The organism is Roseobacter sp. HKCCD6576-2, from assembly GCF_013179285.1.
GTDB classification, from domain to species: Bacteria; Pseudomonadota; Alphaproteobacteria; order Rhodobacterales; family Rhodobacteraceae; genus Rhodophyticola; species Rhodophyticola oceani.
On record NZ_WVNW01000021.1, the window covers coordinates 1 to 18,088 of the forward strand.

Annotated in this window: 18 protein-coding genes and 3 pseudogenes; 12 read left to right on the forward strand and 9 right to left on the reverse strand. The window is 62.5% G+C overall.

The window, feature by feature from the left end; all coding sequences use genetic code 11:
- Positions 1-494: 494 nt before the first annotated feature.
- Positions 495-611, reverse strand: a pseudogene (locus GTF44_RS20775) (DUF1403 family protein); the annotation flags it as partial.
- A 268-nt stretch (positions 612-879) separates the two neighbouring features.
- A complete protein-coding gene (locus tag GTF44_RS20780; RefSeq protein ID WP_171563033.1) occupies positions 880-1,197 on the reverse strand; it encodes an H-NS family nucleoid-associated regulatory protein in 318 nt (105 codons plus the stop codon).
- A 377-nt stretch (positions 1,198-1,574) separates the two neighbouring features.
- Here GTF44_RS20780 and GTF44_RS20785 point away from each other — a divergent pair, with 377 nt between their 5' ends.
- From GTF44_RS20785 to GTF44_RS20805, 6 genes and pseudogenes are all read left to right on the forward strand, one after another.
- Positions 1,575-1,808 (forward strand): hypothetical protein, encoded by a 234-nt coding sequence (locus tag GTF44_RS20785; RefSeq protein ID WP_171563036.1) that lies wholly within the window; start codon positions 1,575-1,577, stop codon positions 1,806-1,808.
- Positions 1,808-2,104 (forward strand): transposase, encoded by a 297-nt coding sequence (locus tag GTF44_RS20790; RefSeq protein ID WP_171566188.1) that lies wholly within the window; start codon positions 1,808-1,810, stop codon positions 2,102-2,104. Before GTF44_RS20785 ends, GTF44_RS20790 begins: the two co-directional genes overlap by 1 nt.
- 97 nt (positions 2,105-2,201) lie before the next feature.
- Positions 2,202-3,017, forward strand: coding sequence for a methyltransferase (locus GTF44_RS20795; RefSeq protein WP_171563043.1), 816 nt, complete (start codon positions 2,202-2,204; stop codon positions 3,015-3,017).
- Between the two features lie 264 nt (positions 3,018-3,281).
- Positions 3,282-3,464: pseudogene (locus GTF44_RS22480) on the forward strand (strawberry notch-like NTP hydrolase domain-containing protein); the annotation flags it as partial.
- Positions 3,462-3,755, forward strand: a complete 294-nt coding sequence (locus tag GTF44_RS22290) for a tyrosine-type recombinase/integrase (RefSeq protein WP_301270791.1) — start codon at positions 3,462-3,464, stop codon at positions 3,753-3,755. The pseudogene GTF44_RS22480 and the gene GTF44_RS22290, both read left to right, overlap by 3 nt.
- A gap of 12 nt (positions 3,756-3,767) precedes the next feature.
- Positions 3,768-4,790 (forward strand): annotated as a pseudogene (locus GTF44_RS20805) (IS91 family transposase); the annotation flags it as partial.
- A gap of 67 nt (positions 4,791-4,857) precedes the next feature.
- On the opposite strand, the gene GTF44_RS20810 reads toward GTF44_RS20805, so the two are convergent.
- The 6 genes from GTF44_RS20810 to GTF44_RS20835 all read right to left on the reverse strand — a co-directional run bounded on the left by GTF44_RS20810 (position 4,858) and on the right by GTF44_RS20835 (position 10,798).
- A complete protein-coding gene (locus GTF44_RS20810) occupies positions 4,858-5,895 on the reverse strand; it encodes a nucleotidyl transferase AbiEii/AbiGii toxin family protein (protein WP_171563049.1) in 1,038 nt (345 codons plus the stop codon).
- Complete coding sequence (locus GTF44_RS20815) at positions 5,892-6,557, reverse strand: DUF6088 family protein (RefSeq protein WP_171563051.1); 666 nt, start codon at positions 6,555-6,557, stop codon at positions 5,892-5,894. The genes GTF44_RS20810 and GTF44_RS20815 overlap by 4 nt, the downstream gene beginning before the upstream one ends.
- An 83-nt stretch (positions 6,558-6,640) precedes the next feature.
- The gene (locus GTF44_RS20820; RefSeq protein WP_171563053.1) at positions 6,641-7,954 is read right to left on the reverse strand and encodes a TRAP transporter large permease subunit; all 1,314 of its coding nucleotides are present in this window, start codon (positions 7,952-7,954) and stop codon (positions 6,641-6,643) included.
- Positions 7,954-8,460, reverse strand: a complete 507-nt coding sequence (locus tag GTF44_RS20825; RefSeq protein WP_367383432.1) for a TRAP transporter small permease subunit — start codon at positions 8,458-8,460, stop codon at positions 7,954-7,956. Before GTF44_RS20825 ends, GTF44_RS20820 begins: the two co-directional genes overlap by 1 nt.
- Positions 8,457-9,500 carry a TRAP transporter substrate-binding protein DctP gene (dctP, locus tag GTF44_RS20830; RefSeq protein ID WP_171563056.1) on the reverse strand — a complete coding sequence of 348 codons (1,044 nt, stop codon included), beginning with the start codon at positions 9,498-9,500 and terminating at the stop codon, positions 8,457-8,459. Before dctP ends, GTF44_RS20825 begins: the two co-directional genes overlap by 4 nt.
- A 29-nt stretch (positions 9,501-9,529) precedes the next feature.
- On the reverse strand, positions 9,530-10,798 hold the full coding sequence (locus tag GTF44_RS20835) for a hydroxymethylglutaryl-CoA reductase, degradative (protein ID WP_171563059.1): 1,269 nt from the start codon (positions 10,796-10,798) through the stop codon (positions 9,530-9,532).
- Positions 10,799-10,913: 115 nt separating this feature from the next.
- On the opposite strand from GTF44_RS20835, the gene GTF44_RS20840 reads away from it, so the two are divergent.
- Both GTF44_RS20840 and GTF44_RS20845 read left to right on the forward strand, forming a co-directional pair.
- Positions 10,914-12,281, forward strand: coding sequence for a PLP-dependent aminotransferase family protein (locus GTF44_RS20840; RefSeq protein ID WP_171563062.1), 1,368 nt, complete (start codon positions 10,914-10,916; stop codon positions 12,279-12,281).
- Positions 12,282-12,576: 295 nt separating this feature from the next.
- Entirely contained in the window at positions 12,577-13,503 is a 927-nt protein-coding gene (locus GTF44_RS20845; protein WP_171563064.1) for a tyrosine-type recombinase/integrase, read from the forward strand.
- A 153-nt stretch (positions 13,504-13,656) separates the two neighbouring features.
- Here GTF44_RS20845 and GTF44_RS20850 read toward each other — a convergent pair whose 3' ends face one another.
- A complete protein-coding gene (locus GTF44_RS20850) occupies positions 13,657-14,340 on the reverse strand; it encodes an XRE family transcriptional regulator (RefSeq protein WP_171563068.1) in 684 nt (227 codons plus the stop codon).
- A 442-nt stretch (positions 14,341-14,782) separates the two neighbouring features.
- On the opposite strand from GTF44_RS20850, the gene GTF44_RS20855 reads away from it, so the two are divergent.
- Genes GTF44_RS20855 through GTF44_RS20870 form a run of 4 tightly spaced genes read left to right on the forward strand, consistent with a single transcriptional unit; the run spans position 14,783 to position 17,865 of the window.
- Positions 14,783-16,381 carry a helix-turn-helix domain-containing protein gene (locus GTF44_RS20855; RefSeq protein WP_171563071.1) on the forward strand — a complete coding sequence of 533 codons (1,599 nt, stop codon included), beginning with the start codon at positions 14,783-14,785 and terminating at the stop codon, positions 16,379-16,381.
- A complete protein-coding gene (locus tag GTF44_RS20860) occupies positions 16,368-16,991 on the forward strand; it encodes a hypothetical protein (protein ID WP_171563074.1) in 624 nt (207 codons plus the stop codon). The genes GTF44_RS20855 and GTF44_RS20860 overlap by 14 nt, the downstream gene beginning before the upstream one ends.
- Positions 16,992-17,011: 20 nt before the next feature.
- Positions 17,012-17,716 carry an ATP-binding protein gene (locus GTF44_RS20865; RefSeq protein WP_171563138.1) on the forward strand — a complete coding sequence of 235 codons (705 nt, stop codon included), beginning with the start codon at positions 17,012-17,014 and terminating at the stop codon, positions 17,714-17,716.
- Entirely contained in the window at positions 17,716-17,865 is a 150-nt protein-coding gene (locus tag GTF44_RS20870; protein ID WP_171563078.1) for a hypothetical protein, read from the forward strand. The genes GTF44_RS20865 and GTF44_RS20870 overlap by 1 nt, the downstream gene beginning before the upstream one ends.
- Positions 17,866-18,088 lie beyond the last annotated feature (223 nt).

Sequence of the window (18,088 nt, forward strand, 5' to 3'; positions counted from 1 at the left end):
GCGGGTCAATTGTTGTGCGCAAAACCGCTTGACTGGGGTGCCTCCGTTACCGAAGCCTAAACGTCTTGAACCGCGAAGGCCAACCGTTGCGGGACATCGTTTGAGCCTTTGCATCCGCTTGTCGAGTTCCTACTGCTCCTCGATGAACCTGACAATTCCCGGACGAAGGTCCGGATGCAGAGGCAGCGAGGGATCCGAGTACGTGGCGAACGGACTGCCCAAGACCCCATCCTTCAGCATGTGGGTCATGCCCGAGAGGTCCAGGCGGGCGGCTCGCGGGAGGGCTGCTTCGAGCAGGTCTGCATCGAGGCCGCGCACTTGAACATCCTCGCCTTCCCTGGACGATGAGGGTGCGGCCTTGCCATTCCTCCGCAACCTCGGCGGGATCGTAGGAGAACAGGTCGATCATGTAGCGCTGCAGTCCTAAAGAGAAGAGTGACCGCCGCAACCACACCATGTACAGTGACATCAACGCTGACACTAAGTATTCGTCCTCATGGCAAGGGCCGAGCGCAATCGCCAATCACGACACGGGGCGTGTCGCGTCCGGTTAGCTCGCGCACAGCGCCCAACTCGACCAGCCTGTCGCAAAACGGCCGCGCCGCGCGGTCGGAGCGAGGTCAGCGCCGCCGGGGCGCGATCATGGCGTCGGACGTTGTGCTGCCATCGCGTGACGCTTGTGACTGGCAGACTATGCGAGCCTGCAGCAGGCTTGGGCGAGACACCTGATTCGGACCGACAGGCCAGACACCAAAAACGGATCCGTCAGATACACCCCCCCAACGGCCTTTTCCGTCAGTCCCGCAACAGAAAGGAAACCTTTACTTTCGGTGTACCGGAGTGGCCCTTCAGACCAGGGCGCTCCGAGAGGAGCCAGCCCTACTTGATGGCGTAGTCGTCGAGCGTCTTGCCCGCCTCAAGCCCTTCTTTGATCCAGGCCGGCCGACGACCGCGCCCGCTCCAGGTCAGTGCCGGATTCTCCGGATGGCGGTACTTCGGCGGCGAGGCTTTGGATTTCGTCTTCGTCTTACCGGTGAGATCCGTCAGCGAGTAGCCGAACTCCTTGGCTTTCGCCTCGACCGCAGCGAGGGCCTCCTTGCGCTGGTTTTCCTCGAAGTCGTCGATGGCTTTAGCCACTTGCTTCTGGAGCGTTTTCAGCTCGTCCAAGGAAAGCTTGTCGATCTTGGGAAGCGGCACGGGGTCAACCCTTTGCGTTTGCAGTCAGTTTGTTCTTTAAGCACGAGTTGGCCGTGGTTGGAAGAGAACGTGCAGAACTGGCGATCTGTGGGTAGATGCGACCCCGCTGTCGATTACCCCACTCGGGGTACGGATAAGCGCCTCCATTATCGTTACCGCTCCGGCGGGCAAATCCCGTGCGGTCGCCTGCATCGCCGCGCACACATGCTGGATGGCCCCAGTCACGTCCGGCTCTGGCCGCCGCGAGATATCGCGCAGCGCTTCGGCCACTGTCATCGTACCAACCTCAGATATGCTCAGCCTTCTTTCATAATCACAAACACGTGATATAGTCCTACGCTCAGTACGGATGGAACGCGCTTTTTAGGGAGTCAGAAATGCCAAAAGAACTTGTTGTCGTCCCTGGAGCGGTCGCCAAAAAGACCGTCGTCGATGAGGATGGGTATGAATATCCAGTATACGAGCAGATTCCTCATCTTGGGCCGGTCACTCGGAGCCTTTGGTTGGGTGAATGGGTGGAGGTTAGAATGCACTCGGCCGGCGTCCATGTCTGCGAGCCGAAAGAGGAAATCGAAACGGACAGCGATTGGGAAGCTGTTGTCTTTGGTTGATGTTGCGAGCCGTGCGTGCCCTGAGCGGTGTGAACACCACGATTGCGTCAACTGTCATGACCGAGATCGGCGACATTACCCGCTTTGACAACCCCCGTCAGCTGATTGCCTGGCTCGATCTGGTGCCGAGCGAGCAGTCCAGCGGCAACACAACCCGACGGGGACGATTGATCAAAACTGGGAATGCCTTGGCGAAAACCATGCTGGTTGAAGCCGGGTGGTCGTATCGGCACTCACCAAAAGAACATCATTCACAAAATCGAGGATGCATGGGTCTTGCAGGACCCCGACTTTAGCCGCTTCATAACCCAACTCCTCAGATCACTGATGTGACCACATAAAGATGAAAGACGGCTTCTCCGCCGGTGACCCAAACACCGGAAGGAGACCGATATGGCAGAGCCCAAAACACAAGCCGTCCTGAAAGACCTCGGGATAGCACTGCAGGAACCGCCCCTCACCCCAAAGCACGTGTCCGACATCATGCGTTCCGCCTTCGGAGGCAGCGACGCGGAAGGCGCGTGGTGCTGGCGTCAAGCCTACGACACCATGCAAGCCACAGCCATACAAACGGCGATTTCATCGAAGTCGACCGGATCACTCTCCGCTTTGATCGGATTGGCGCGCAACCTGTTGACCGAGAGTCGACGGAGCGAAGCACAGGTCAGACTGCAGCAGTTCTCCACCCCCCTGCCCTATGCATGGCTGGTCGGCCAGGCAGCTGAATTGTCTCCGTGGGATCGTGTCCTGGAGCCATCGGCCGGGACAGGCGCACTGGCGGCTATGGCTTTTGGTAAGGCGCAGTCTGTCATTCTCAATGAGATCGACCCTTTCCGTGCCGAGTTGTTGAGTGCGGTGTTCCAACAACCCATTCACCATCTTGACGCCGAACACATCAACGATCTTTTGCCGGGTACGCGCCCGACAACCGTGCTGATGAACCCACCCTTCTCGACAAGTGCCAAACGGGAAGATCCGACAATGGTGGCGCGCCATCTGGTTTCAGCTGCGCTTGCACTCGAAGACGGCGGGCGCCTGGTTGCGATCGTTCCTGACCGTTTCACACCCGAGCGGATGAGCGATTGGTGGCAGCGTTTCACCCAGATCGCCATGCCGCGATTGCGCATCGACATGCCAAGTGCGATCTACCGCAAACTCGGAACCCAGATTCTGACGTCGCTTTTGGTCTGCGACAAAACTGGTGACTAGCAGCCACTCGCCAGTTTTCAGGCACGTTCCATTGAGGAAGCCGCAAAGCTCATTGCGCAACATCCTCAGCCCCGTCTGGATGTCAAATCCAGCACGCCACGGGTACCGGTGACAGCGAGACCCAAGACCCGAACGACACCACCGCCACGTCCCAATGCCCGCCCTGTCGCGCGGATCTCTGAGGTACAGTTCCGTGAGCGCGATGAGCCTTATGTCGGCAAACCCGTCTCAGATGTCTTTGCACGATCCCGGCCACAGCGGATTGTGTTTGACGGCGCGCAGGAACAGCCCAGCCCCTTGGTAGAAAGCCTGGCCATGGCCTCTGTTGTGCCGCCTATTCCGTGCCGCGGGCCGAAACTGCCCGAGCGGCTTGTGACGGAAGGCCTGATTTCAGAAGCGCAGTTGCAAGCGATCGCCATGATTGTCTCCGCTCATGACAGCGATCTGCCCGGCACATTCAAAGTCTCCGACGACTGGACTGAAGCGTTCACATCTGCCAAGCACATGGTTGGCATTTCCAAACCCGCGACACTGCACACGCTCCGCCATAGTTTTGCGACCCACCTTCTCGAGACCAACACTGATGTGCGGATCATTCAGGTGCTCTTGGGCCACGCCAAGCTGACGACCACAGCGCAATACACCCATGTGGCCACCAAGACGATCAAGGACACGGTCAGCCCCTATGAGATGCTGGCTGGCCTGCAGGATCAGACCCTGCGGCGAAGCCTGGAGTGACGCGCCGGGGCATTGTCCCGCCCGACGCTGGAGATTGCAGACATCTTTCGCAGGTATGGCCCCGCATGGCGACGGGCCAATGCCGGGCATGTCAACTTGTCCCAGCTCAAAGTGATGTCATCCATCGAGACCTGCCGAACCGAGGCGCTCGGCGGGCATGTGGCGGGCTGCACCAAGTGCGGTCACCACCACATCGCCTATAACTCCTGCAAGAACCGGCACTGTCCGAAGTGTCAGGGATCGGCCGCGCGCGACTGGATGGAAGCGCGCGCCGAGGATCTGTTGCCCTTGGAGTACTTCCACGTGGTCTTCACGATGCCCGCCGAGATCGCCCAGATTGCTTATTGAAACAAGCGCGCGGTCTACGGACTGCTGTTCAAGGCATCAGCCGAGACGGTTATGACCATCGCCGCCGCCCCCAAGCGCATGGGCGCGAAGGTGGGCATGACCAGCGTGCTGCACACATGGGGGTCAGCGATGACCCACCATCCTCACGTCCACATGATCGTGCCCGGCGGAGGGCTGTCGCCGGATGGCAAGAAGTGGGTCGCCTGTAAGCCGGGGGTCTTTCTGCATGTGCGGGTGTTGTCGCGCCTGTTCCGCCGCCTCTTTCTGGACGGGCTGGTGGCGCTGCACCAAGCCAAAGAGCTGGCTTTCTATGGGGAGCTCGAGCAGCTGGCGCAGACCGACGCCTTCACCGCTTGGCTCGCTCCCTTCCGCAAATCCGAATGGGTGGTCTATTCCAAACCGCCTTTCGGCGGGCCCGAGGCCGTGCTCGCCTACCTCAGCCGGTATACTCACCGGGTCGCAATCTCGAACCATCGCCTCATCAGCGCTCATGCCGATACCGTCTCCTTCCGCTGGAAGGATTACCGCGTCAAGAATGGTGACCGCCAGAAGACGATGCGTCTGGCCACGGCCGAGTTCATTCGCCGCTTTCTGACCCATGTTCTCCCTGACGGGTTCCACCGCATCCGCCACTACGGCCTACTGGCCAGCGGTGTCCGCAAGACCAACCTCGCTAAAATCCGCGCATTTCGTATCGGTGTTAGGTGATCTGACAAAGAGGCAGCGCCTTGTCAAACTTGACGCAAGTCCGCCATCAACCGTTTAGCCTGTCCTCGATCTCACCGATCGACGACAGGATATCCTCGAAATCGGGGGCATCGCCAAAGACCATCGCCCTTGTGTTGTCGTAGTCCCGGGCCAATCGATCAATCATGTCGCCCACGGGTCGAAGGGCGAGCGTACCGGGCGCAGCGGTCGCGAGATCGTAATCCGGTCTACTGAAAAACGTTCGGGCATGCTCTATGCAATCAGCTCCGAGTGCCAGATTGGAGATAGCCGAGGCGCTAACATCCGAGGTCAAGAGTGAGTGCAGGTCGTAGTAGTGCCGCGAAATCCGCTGCCCGTCCTGGCGAAGCTCCCCGCGGCGCTCGAACCAGCTGCGCAAGCCATGAGCAATGACGATCTTGTCCCAGAAGGTCCGCTCGGCATGGATCGTCGTGACATCTGGCACTCTGAGATCCAATGCTTCGAGATCAGCATCGATGTAGGGAGCGATCGTGACTGGTCGGTTCGGATCGAGAGCGGATTTGGCCCCGGACTCGATCTTGACTGCGGCCTGCACATATCCAGTTTCAGATGCATCCACTCGCGGATACCAGACAAGCAGAGTCTGAGCATTGGGATCGCCGTCATCGACTTCGACGCGACCCGTCCCACCCGTGTCGGCCTCCAAAGCCTCAGCAACTGCTGAAAGGAGCTCTGTGGTGATGTAGTGGCTGCAATCCGCTGCAATCGCGTCAAGGGCAGCCTTCCGCTTCTTGTTGGAAAGTGCCGCGATTTCGGCTGTGCTGCCAGGGTGCCCAAGGTCATCCCTAAAGACAGTGACGTCGATGTCTTCTGAGAACCGGTTGATCAGACCATAAGCCTTCGAGAGCGACGTGCCACCTTTGAAGAGAAGACGCGGGCCGCTGGTCGGAAGCCGATGGTAGAGGGTGTTTAGTGTCCAACACACCCAGAAGTCTTTCTCGATGTTGATCAGCGGCGCACCTAGCCGCCGGGCAGTCGTGAGGAAGAGATCGGCTCGGTCGGCAGGGTCTGCACGGATGACGTCCAAGAATGCGTCTGTCGTCATGTGTTGTTCGCCGTACCTGCCGACATGATTGGTCCACGCAGGATATCCTGCATCCAAATCGGCATGGCCGAGAGACCGATGCGAAGATCGTCGGCGAGCTTGGGCCCTTTGTCACGATCGTTGAGCAGCTTACGAATGGTCCGATCGACTTTCGAGCGCTCGGTCTTCGCCTGCATGGTATCGTGAATCCAGTGGAGCGCCTGAACGAGATACATACCAGGTCGCCCGGCCCAGTACAGACGACTGGGCGCAGCATGCTTGAAAACGATCTTTTGGTTGCCCATTTCAATCGGTTTCAGTCGGGCATCGACCAGAACCTCAATCTTGGCGGGTACGGCATTGGTCAGTCCGAGAGTGTTGGCGGCTGTCATTCCGTCCACGACAAAGCGCACCTTGTCACGCCGCGCGACGGCTTCGATGACGGCGCGATAATCCGGTGCCGACGGCTTCCCGGTCAGCTTGTTGAGTCGCGGCTTGTCGTAGAGGCCGCGCTCGATACGGCGGAGCTCGCCTGACTTGGCCAGTCGCTGGAGGGCCTTGTCAACGGCGTCACGCAAACCGGTATCCGCAAAGTCTCCGGGCGTCCAAACCTTGGCGGGTTCGGCAGCGATCCGATCAAGGATCTGAGAGGGCAGAGTTGCAGGTGATGTACTATCCGCCATGTCCGAAGATTACCACATATTTCGGACATGAGCGAGTCCGAAGTTTGCTTGTCCCTGTACATGGTGTGATTGCGGCGGTCGCCCTAGCGCGCTGCTTGCGACGGCAGCCAGGTGACCAGGTCCGGGATCGCGACGAACAGGATCAGCACCGCCAGCTGGATCGCGAAGAACGGCAGCACCCCGCGATAGACCTGGCCGAGCCCGATCTCGGGCGGCAATACGCCCTTGAGGTAGAACAGCGTGTAGCCGAAGGGCGGCGTGATATAGGCCATCTGCGCGGTGATCATGAACAGCACGCCGAACCACAGCGCATCGAAGCCCAGCGAGATCGCGATGGGCGCAAAGACCGGCACGCACAGAAGGATGATCCCGATCTCGTCCAGGAAAAGGCCCAGGAAGATCAGGATCGCCAGCATGCCCGCCAGCACGACATAGGCCGACGCATCGAGGCCCCGGATGAAGCTGAGCAGCCCGTCCGCCCCGCCCGTCGCCACGAAGACGGAGATGAAGGCCTGCGCCGCGATGGTGATCCACAGGATCATCGCGGTCACCCGCAGCGTGTCAGTCGCCGCCTCCGACAGCATCGACAAGCGCAGCTTGCCCGCGACGATGGCCGACAGCACCGCGCCCAGCACGCCGACCGCGGCCGCTTCCGTCGGGGTGGCGAGACCGGCGTAGATCGTGCCCAACACCGACACGATGACGACGGCCGGCAGGACCAGCGATTTGAGCGCCGCGAGCTTCTCGCGCAGGGGCGCGTTCGGCGCGTCCGCATCGACGGGGGCCAGCACCGGGTTCAGCCGCACGCGGACGTAAATGTAAAGCGCGTAGGATCCGGCGAGGATCAGGCCCGGCACGATGCAGGCCATGAACATCCGCCCGATGGAGACCTGCGCGGTAATCGCATAGACGATAGTGATGACCGAGGGCGGGATCAGGATCCCCAGCGTTCCGCCGGCGCAGATCGCCCCCAGCGCCAGGCGCTCATCGTAGCGGCGCGCCAACATCGACGGCAGCGCGAGGATGCCCATCGCCGCGACGGCGGCTCCGACCACGCCCGTCATGGCCGCCATGATGGTGCAGATGACGATGGTGCCGATGGCGAGGCCGCCCGGCACGCGGGAGAACCACAGCTCCATCGCGCGGTAGAGCGCTTCGATAATACCGGATTTCTGCAGGACTGAGGCCATGAGGATGTAGAGCGGGATCGCCATCAGCGCTTCCGAGCCCATCGTCTCAAACGTGTTGAGGACGGTGACGATCAGCGCGGGCGGACCCCAGACGAAGATCGTCGCCAGAAAGGCGATGGCGCCCAGCACGAAGGCCAGCCCGGCCCCCGTCAGCATCAGCGACACCAGCGCAGCGAACATGCCCAGAAGAACGATGTTGCCTTCCATCAGGCTGGCTCTTCGGGTGCGAAGGCGAGGACGCATTCGGCCAGCGCCTGCGCCATCAGCAGCCCTGCGGCCAGCGGCAGCATCATCTTCGACGGCCACAGAACGGGCCGCCACGCGGAATAGCTCGTCTCGCCGTATTGGAAGGATTGCCAGGCCAGGGGGGCGGCAAACCAAAGCAGGATCGCCCCGAAGATTAGGGCAAGAAGAAACCCGACCAGCGCCAGCGCCAGCGCCAGCGCCGCGGCACCCGTCGCGCGGGCGGAGACGAGGTCGACGGCGACATGGCCGCCCAGGTGCAGCAGGTATGGCCCGCCCAGAAGGAAGTACGGCCCGAAGATCAGCGTGGCGAATTCCGGTGCCCAGGACGTGGGCGCGGCGGCGGCGTAGCGCGCCACCACCTCGTAGAGCATCAGGGCCGCGATAACCCAGATGCCCCACTTCGCCGCGTGGAAGGCGCCGCGGTTCACCGCCGTGATCCCGCGGGCCAAGGTCAGCGCCGGGCTCACAGCAGGCGCAGGTCCGTCAGCAGCTCTTCCTGGCTGTCAAGGATGCGCGTGGCCAGCGCGTCGCTGTTGGTCGCATTGCGCCAGCTTTCGCGGGCGGCGGCGCGCGCCTCCGCGATGTCTTCGGGGTCGAGCATGATGGTTTCCACCCCGGCGTCCTCGAACCGCGCGAGGTATTCGCCGTTCGCGACCAGGATGTGCTGGCGCAGGCTGCCGGAGATCTCGCGCGCCGCGACTTCGATGGCCGCCCGCTGCGAGTCCGACAGCGCCTGCCACGCGACGGTATTGGCGACGTAGCTGGTAGCGGTGGTCGGCTGGTGAATGCCGGGCAGGATGATGTAGGGAGCGACCTCGTGCAGCCCTTCCTCGTAGTTCGCCTGCAGATCGCCGCGATCGGCGAAATCCACGAGGCCGCTGTCCAGCGCGGAATAGACCTCGCCCGTGGACAGGGGCGACACGGCGACACCGAAATCGCCCATCACCGCCGCCGCCAGCCCGACGAAGCGGCCCTTCAGGCCCGACATGTCCGCGATGCGCCGGATCTCGACCCTGGAATGGATCGGTTCTTCGCCATAAACGGTCGGGGCCACGTAGGTCAGGCCCGCCTGGGCATAGCTTTCGCGCGCCATGTCGAGCCCGCCGCGTTCGTAAAACCACGCCTCGTATTGGTCGCTTTCGGGGAACCCGAACGGCACGGTTGAGGTGAAGCCGTGCGCAGGGATGCGCCCGGCCGTGTAGCCGTCGAACGTCTTCATCATCTGGAAAGCGCCACCGCGCACCGCGTCGAAGGCCTGGGCCGCGGGCACGATCTGGCCACCCGCGAAGGGGGTGATGGTCAGGCTGCCGCCGGTCAGCTCGCCCACGCGGGTGCAAAAGCGCTCCTCGAACCGTTGCGGGGTGGTGCCGCCGCCCCAAAGCGCCTGCATCCGCCATTCCACGGCCTGTTCCTGCGCGCGCACCTTCACTGCGCCCAGGGTGACGATGGCCGGTGCGGCCAACGTTACGGTGCCGATGCGCGCCAATACCTTGCGTCTGGTCGTCATGTATCTGTCCTCCCTATGCGACACGGGTTTCACGTTCCGGCCAGCAGCGCGCGGGCGCGGGCGACCGAAACGTCGCCCTCCTGCGCAAGCGTGGCCGCGATGTGATCGACGTCCGCGCCCGTTGCGCCGGCGCTGATCGCGATGTTGCGGGCATGTAGGGCCATGTGGCCCTTCTGGATGCCCTCGGTGGCCAGCGCGCGCAGCGCGGCCATGTTCTGCGCCAAACCTACGGCGGCGATGACCTGCCCCAGCTCGGTCGCGCTTTTGACGCCCATCAGATCCAGCGCGGCACGCGCCGTGGGATGCGTCTTGGTCGCACCGCCGACAAGGCCCACGGCCATCGGCATCTCCAGCGTGCCCGAAACCCCGTCCGGCGTGCGCTCCCAGCGGGTGAGCGCGGTGTAATGCCCGTCGCGCGCGGCCCAAGCATGGGCGCCCGCCTCGATCGCGCGCCAGTCGTTGCCGGTGGCCAGGACGACCGGGTCGATGCCGTTCATGATGCCCTTGTTGTGCGTGGCGGCGCGGTAGGGGTCCAACTCGGCCAGCGCGCAGGCTTCCACCATGCCCTGCGCGACATCCGCGCCGTCCAGCTCCTCGGTGGCGAGCGCGCTTTGCATCAACGCGACATGGGCGCGAACCAGGCGGCGATCGGCGAGGTTCGACAGGATGCGCAGGCGCACCCGGCCCCCGGCGATCTCCGCGATCTTCGGGGCGAGCGCTTCGGCGATTGAATTGACCGCGTTGGCGCCCATCGCGTCGCGCACGTCCACTAGGATATGCAGAACCAGCATCGCGCCGACGGAACGATGGTGATGCAGATGCACCTCGATGTCCCGGCAGCCACCGCCCACCTCGACAAGCACCGGATCGCACGCGTCCACATCGGCCATCAGCTCGTCCCTGGCGGCCAGCAGGCGGGCGCGGGCGGCATGTGTGTCGGCCACGTCCAGCACCTGAATCTGGGCGCGCATCACCGGCTCGGACGCGGAGGCGTGGAACCCGCCCACGCCACGCGCGATCCGGGCCATGTAAGAAGCCGCAGCGACGACCGAGGGTTCCTCGATCGCCATCGGGATCAGGTAGTCGCGCCCGTTCACGGTGAAGTTCGCGGCCACCGCCAGCGGCAGCTCGAAGACGCCCATGACGTTCTCGATCATGCCGTTAGCCGTCGCTTCGGGCAGCGCGCCGCGCCCTGCAAGGGCCGTTCGCACATCCGCGGCCAACCCGCCCGCAACCGCGTGTAGCCGTTCGTCCGGCGTCATCGCGCGCAAGCCTTCGATCCGTGACCCGTTCGGCATCGCTTCCCTCCCGTAGATGGAGCGAGGGTGCCGCGCGGCCACCGCAACCGACAGTTACAGTGCCGGTCAATTTACGTGTAGTGTACCCACCATCTGTTGGTTACACTTTCAACCGATGGGAAAAGCCGATGACCTAACCGACGACCTGCTGGCCCAGTTACGCAGCCTGAAACCCGGTGACCGGCTGCCATCCATCCGCGCGCTGGCGCAGGCGCGGGGCATCTCGAAGAACACGGTGATCGAGGCTTACGATAGGCTCGTCGCCCGTGGCCTGATCGTGGCGCGCCGCGGCAGCGGCTTTCACGCCGCCCGCCGGCCCGACCCGCCCGAACGCACCGCTGCCCCGCCCCTGCTTGATCAGGCCGTGGACAGTGTGTCGCTGCTGCGTGCGCAGCTGAACCAGACGTTTGATCTGCGCGTCGGCGACGGCCGCCCACCGGCGGCGTGGACGGCCGCCACCCTGCCCCGCCGGATGCCACCCGCCCTGTGGCATGCGGTGGCGCGCGACGGCGAAGGCTACGGCTCTGCCATGGGCGACGCGGATCTGCGCGCCCGCATCGCCGCGCGCCACCGGCTCGAAGGGGTCGCGGCGAGCGCGGATCATGTCCTGACCACCTTCGGCGCCAACCATGCGCTCGACCTCGTCATCCGCCGGTATCTTGTGCCGGGCGCGACGGTGCTGGCCGACGATCCGGGCTACTACCCGCTTTTCGCGAAGCTGCGGCTGGCCGGAGTCGCCGTGGAAGGGGTGCGGCGAGGCGATTTCGGGCCGGACCTGGACGATCTCGCCCAGCAGGTCGCGCAGCACCGGCCCAGCCTCTTTTTCACCCAATCGCGCGGCCAGAACCCGACCGGCACCTCGATGGACGCGCGGCACGCGCACGGCGTGCTCAGCATCGCGCAGGAGGCCGGGATGCTCGTGGTTGACGACGATCCCTTCATCGACCTGCCCGGTATGGAAGGAACGCGGCTGGCCAGCCTCGACGCGTTCGGCCGGGTCATCAGCATCGGCACCTATGCCAAGGTTCTGCATGCCGGGCTGCGGGCCGGTTATGTTCTGGCCGCGCCGCAGATCGCGCGCGATCTGGCAGAAATCAAGATGCTGACGGTCGTCAATTCGTCCCGCATCACTGAAATGATGGTGGCTCAGGTCATGGAATCGGGCCGGTTCGATCGGCATTTGCGGCGCTATGCCGAAAGGATGGTCGCAGCGAAGGAGGCGGTGCTGTCCAGCCTCGCGGAGATGGGGATGGCTCCGGCAAGGCCCTGGGGCGGCGGCCTCTACACCTGGCTGCACCTGCCGCTCGGCCTGGACGAGGCGGGCCTTGCACAGCAAGCGTCGGACCGCCGTATCTTCCTGGCGCACGGTCAGATCTTCCGCCTAGGCCGCCAGGGGCCGCCCGCCATGCGGCTGAACCTGTCGCGCGCGGCCGATCCCCGCTTCTTTCGGTTCCTGCGGCAGGCCTTGCAAGAGGCGGCTTGAGAGCGCGTATAGGGCCGATTTTGCCGAGGTCTTAGCAGGCAGGCCCAAGTGACAGCAGGTACTTGTGATCGGATAGGTTTTGAACGCCGTTGGATAACCAATCAGATACGATTTCTACTGCACAAGTCGGGGGCTCTATGGGCGAGCAGGCTCACGGGCATAGGCAGAGATTTATAGGGTGTGGTGCCGTAAGCCTCTGATAATGGGTCCCATTATCGTTACCGCTCAAGCGGGAGATTTCGGAGCGCTGAACTGCCTGTGTTGAACTGGCTGAACTCACCCAAAGGAGTTCAGCATGCCCCATCTCGATCACGCCGCCTTCGTCAACTCACGCCGCGACGAGCGCAGCCTCGGCCACCATACGCTCCGTGCCTATGCCCAAGATCTTCGCACCTTCGCGCGCTTCACCAAGACACACCAACTCAACGAGCCGCTGTCGAAGGAAGATATTCTCGCCTACCACCGTCATCTGCGCGACGATCTGGGCGCCAAACCCGCGACCATCGAACGGCGTTTGGTGACCCTCAAATCGTACTATGCCTGGCGTGAAGATCGAAACAGCGCCCTACGCTCCCCGTTCGCAGACGTCCGCATCTCCGTGAGGATCCCGCGGCTCCTGCCGCGTCCCGTCGATCGAGACATCCTCAGAGCGGTTCTCCAAGCCGGTGAGCGCGCCATCGCTGCACGATCAACGCCAGGCGCGGACGCTGCTGCGCTGGCCTCGCAAAATGCCGTCACGCTCCTGATCATCAAGCTGCTGATCGTGACAGGCCTGCGGATCAGCGAACTCACCAATCTGAAGGTCCGCGACGTGTCGCCGGACAGCGGCCAGATCCTCGTGCGCGGCAAAGGCAGCAAAGAGCGAATCGTCTTCGTGCCGAACCGGGAGCTGCAGGAGGAGTTCCAACGCTACTGCCAGCTACGTTCCGAACACGGTTCGATCGGAGCACCGCTGTTCCTCAACACGGTGGGACGCCGCCTCCGCGCGGCCACCTTTCGCAAGCGGCTGCGAGCGCTGTCAAAACGCCTCGGCATCGAACCCCACCTGACCCCACACCGGTTCCGGCACTCGGCCGCGACGCTTCTAATCGAGGAGGGTATCGACATCCGAATGCTTCAGGCGCTCCTTGGGCATGCGAGCCTCAAGACCACCGAAATATATGTGAGGGTCTCTAACCATTGGGGGGGATCGGAATTAATTGGAATGGTGAGCACGGTTTAAACTGGAACGGGTGGATGAAGATCATCGCATGATAGCCTTGTTTTATTGGCGATGCGGGACGGCGCGGCAAAATCGGCCGTTCGGCAAGGGTGGCCCGGACTAAACTGGACTATGCCGGATGATGCCGGATGGTTCCAAAAGCGGCACTAACTCTCACCATTCATGCATCGATGCGACCACGCGCCCAATGATCGACGTGTCCTCGCCGAGTGTCGCCAGATTGATCTCTCGCGGTGGATAGCGGCTGTTTTCGCTAAGAAGTGAGATCGCATCCGGGGCTATGCGCTGAACATACTTTACCAGAAGATCATCACCTAATCGCACCACATAGGTGACGCCGTCGGAGATCTCGCATTGAGCCCGATCAACAAGTAAGAGGTCACCATCCGAAAGCCGGGGTTCCATGCTGTCACCGCGCACGGAGATGACGGCGAGGTTGTCAGGCGCAAGTTTTCGTCTCGTTAGCCATGAACGGTTGAAGGCGTAAAACCTGGTCTGGGTTTCCTCATCGACCAAGGCATCACAACCGGACACAGAAGCGACGGAAAATCGAGGTATGGGAACAAATTCTGTACTCGGGTTAGTGCGGGTAGGGTCTTCCTTATCGGCAGGGTCGTCCAAATCAGACACATATTTTGGCGCTATCCCCAGAAGAAGCCAATTAGGTGAGACACCAATTTTTTCCACGAGCGCGGCCAAAACGGTCCCGTTGGGTGTTGATTTCTCGGCCAGGTAGTTCTGAACGGTCCGATAGCTCACGCCAATCTCTGCGCAAAACTCCTTTAGATTCATATTTCTATCTGCCGCCAGCTCTCTAAAACGCTCCGCAAACGCCAAAATTTTCCCAATCCTTGTTGTTGAGCACCATTATTGGTGTATATTTGCGTTGCAACGACACAACGCACCCCAGCATTGCGAGGACACTATGTCAGCAAGACGCAAGCCGTTCCAGCCCGGAGCGGTCCTATGTGAGGTCCTCGTTGGCGCATGCCGCGCCTCAGGCTCCGTTTGTGATGCCTGGCGCGAGGAGCCCGGCACCCACACCAGCACCACTCCCGTGGCTACCTGCGGACAATCTGGGGACGACACGGGCCAGGCGCGCCTCAAACACCGGAAGCGCATGACACCCCGCGATGCGGTGCTGAGCAAGGGAACGCGTCACGGAACGCGCGCTCGGTGCCGGAGAAGGGGCGCGCGCGCCGAGACGGTGGCGGTGTAGAGTATGGGGCAGGCATCGCGCAAATTCGAGCGGGTTGAGGGCCGTGGCGCGGGGTCGCCAATGCCATACGGTCCCCCTATTGGCGACCGGGTTGGCGACCCATTGGCGACCACCGGGTTTTGGCTGAGCGCGACCGATGTCGCATCCTTGTCGGGTGTGGCTCTCAGGGTTGCCCAGAAGGCCCTCAAATCCCGCCGCTGGCGCGGTGCTGATCTTGTGGTGCGCCCGGTTGAGATCGGGCGCGGCGGTGCGGGCGGCAAGGCTCTCCAGGTCCATGTCGACAGCCTGCCCACTGATCTGCGGGAGGCCTGGTATCTGGAGCGTGGCATCGTGCTCCACGCAAAGCCCGATGTGGCGACCGGCGGCACCTGTCTTGTACCGGAGCAGGCCCACCAAACGGATGCACGCTTTGAGGCCGATCTGGCTTTGGCGCGGTGGCGGCAGGAGGTGATCCGCCCGGCCCTGGCCTTTGAGAAGGGCTCGCCTGAGCGGGCGGCGGTGATCGAGGGCCTCACCCGGGAACCGCGCCTGTTCCCGAACGGCACCCGCAAGTCAGTGTCGAGACAGACGCTCTATACCTGGATGCGCGACTTTGAAGCCGAGGGCTTGAATGGCCTGATGCGCAAGCGCCGCGCGGATCGCGGCGTCAGACGCCAGACGGTCACCCGCGCCTGGGGTGCGTTCTTTGCGGCGCATGTCGATGCGGCCACGCAGGCCGGGATCGGCGACGAGTTGACCACCTATATCCGGTCCCTCTGGGCAGCGGGGGAATGCGGCTGGCGCGCGATCACTGAAAAATCCACCACCCGCCTGATCGAGATGAGCCGAGACCTCAACGTGCTGGCTTTTGATGCGCTGGAGCTGGGCCGGTGTGGCGACACGAATGCCAAAGGCACACAGTTCGGCCTCTGTAATGTGACCCGCCGCCAGGTGGAGCATCACCGCCAATACGCGCTTCTCGCGATCAAGAACAAAGACAACGCGACATTCCAGGACAGGTACATGCCTTCGATCCGGCGGGACTATTCCAGCCTCTTGCCACGTCAGATCGTGGTCGGTGATGTTCACCCCGTGGACATCATGATGCGCCGCGAGGATGGCACGGTGGTCTATCCCAAGGCGATTGCCTGGTATGATGTGGCCACCAATGAAATCCACATGACCTTTGTGCTGTTGCAGCCCGGCGAAGGCATCCGGCGCGAACATGTGGCCCAGAGCTTTGAGGCGATGGTCGCGGAATGGGGCCTCCCAGAGATGCTCTATCTCGACAACGGGTCAGAGTATTCCTGGGATGCCATGATCGGCGGGTTCACCCAGCTCTCCAAGCTGACCCAGGGCGGGCTCAAGGTGTTTGACCTGGAAGGTGACCCCAATGTCGCCAAGCGCGTGGCCACGGGCCGCGAGGCGTTCGATGCCATACAACGCGAAAGGCAAGCCGGGCATCGAGGGTGCCTTTGGCAATATCGAGCAAGTCTTTTTCACCACAATCCCAGGCTGGACCGCTGGCGACCGGATGAACAAAAAGACCCACGCCAAGGGCAAAGACCCGGTGGCCTTCAATGGCGATGCGAGTGCCTTTCTGGAGACCGCTGGCAAGGCCTTAAAATGGTATCACAAGCGCCCTCAGCATGGGCGGCTTGCAGGCATGAGCCCCAATGAGGCCCTGCGCAATTTCATTGATCAGGGCTGGGGCAAGACAACGCTCTCGCACCCCGAGGTTTTGGCCCTTGCCTTTGCCGAGGAGGTCGAGCGCATGCCGGATCGCGGGCGTGTCAGCTACACCCCCCGACGCGGCGAGACCATGTATTTCTACGACGATGCGCTCCTGGGCCTTGATCACAAGATCACGCTCAGGGTGCCCGCCTTCAATCCTGAATTTGTGTTCTGTTTCGCAGATGGTGAGCTGATCTGCCAAGCCTTCCCTGAGCAAACCTTTGGCGTCCTCGATGGCGCTGGCGCTCAGGAGGTCAACCGGCGCGGAAAGGCTTTCCGCCGCCAGATTGCCGAAAAGCGCAAGCATGTGGCCCTCCTCAGCCTCACCGAGGAAACCGAGCGCCACATCGCCCACATGCCCGATGCTCCAGAGGCTCCAGTCGCCGCGATTGTGGACGCTGGGATCATCGACCGCATGGCTCGGATGGATGCCGAGGCGCGCGAGAAAGCCCTGGCCGATGCGGCCCAGGCTGAGCCGCGCAAACCCCTTCAACAATGGAAAACTGGACCGGTGAAGGTCTTGGAAAACTTCAAATTTGCGGAGGAAGAGGATTGAGGAGTTTCGTTGAAACGGAAATGGTGAGCCGGGCGCGCCTGATGTGCGAAACGGTGATGGCCGCGCCACGCTACAGCCGCCTGGGTCAGATCACAGGTGATCCCGGCACCGGCAAGACCTCGGCGACCTATTGGCTCGCCGAGAAGCTGGGGGCCATCCGCATCGAAGCCTGGGCAGGCATGAAGGAAAAGACCTGCCTGCAAGAGCTGGCCCATGCGTTCACGAAGGCCGGATATCCCATTGATGAGAGCGGTACATCCAACACGCTGATCCAGCGCCTCATCCGGCGTGGAGCCGAGGGCAAGCTGATCATTGTCGATGAGGCCAACCATCTGCGCTGGCCCACCCTTGAGATGCTGCGCTCGATCTCTGACATCGGCGGTGCGCCACTGGTGATCGCGGGCACTGACTTGCTGGCCAAGAAATTCACCCACCTGCAAATCCGCGTATTCCTTGAGCAATTCCGCCAGCGTGTGGGCACCAAAAAGGTGGTCATGCAGCCGGTCCAGGATGCCGGCGAGATGGCTGCATATGTGCTTGCGCCGCGCTTCGGGGGCGTCACGCAAAAGAGCGCCAACGCGTTCCTCAAAAAGACGGGGGGCAACTGGCGCTTTGCCGTGGCTCTGGCCGATGCGTGTGAGCGCCTGATGTCCAATGAGGACATCGAGAAACTGGATGAGCGCGTGGTCGAGACCGCCGCCGCATGGATGGCGGGAGGGAGCTGATGGGACGCCATGCTGATGAGTTTGAGCGCGCCACCAAGGCGCTCCAGGACCGCCTCCAGGCGCGGATTGACCGGCTTCGAGACAGTCGGATGATCGCCCCGCTCAAGCCCCCCGATGCGCGCACCGCCCACGCCGTCGCGGCGGGGTAGGCCGCCGGGCTCGGCACCATTGGCGAGACCAGCACCCTCAGCGCAAGCGCAGGGCTGAAAGTCACGTTCACGCCATACTCCCTTGCTCTAACGCCGGGGCACTCGGATCACGATCAGGCAGCGACCCTCGGTGCTTTCAAAACGTTGTTTTTTCTACGGAATCTTGCGTATTTCGTTGAAAAACTCGAGCTTGATCGGGAGGTAAGTCGCTGATTCAATTTTT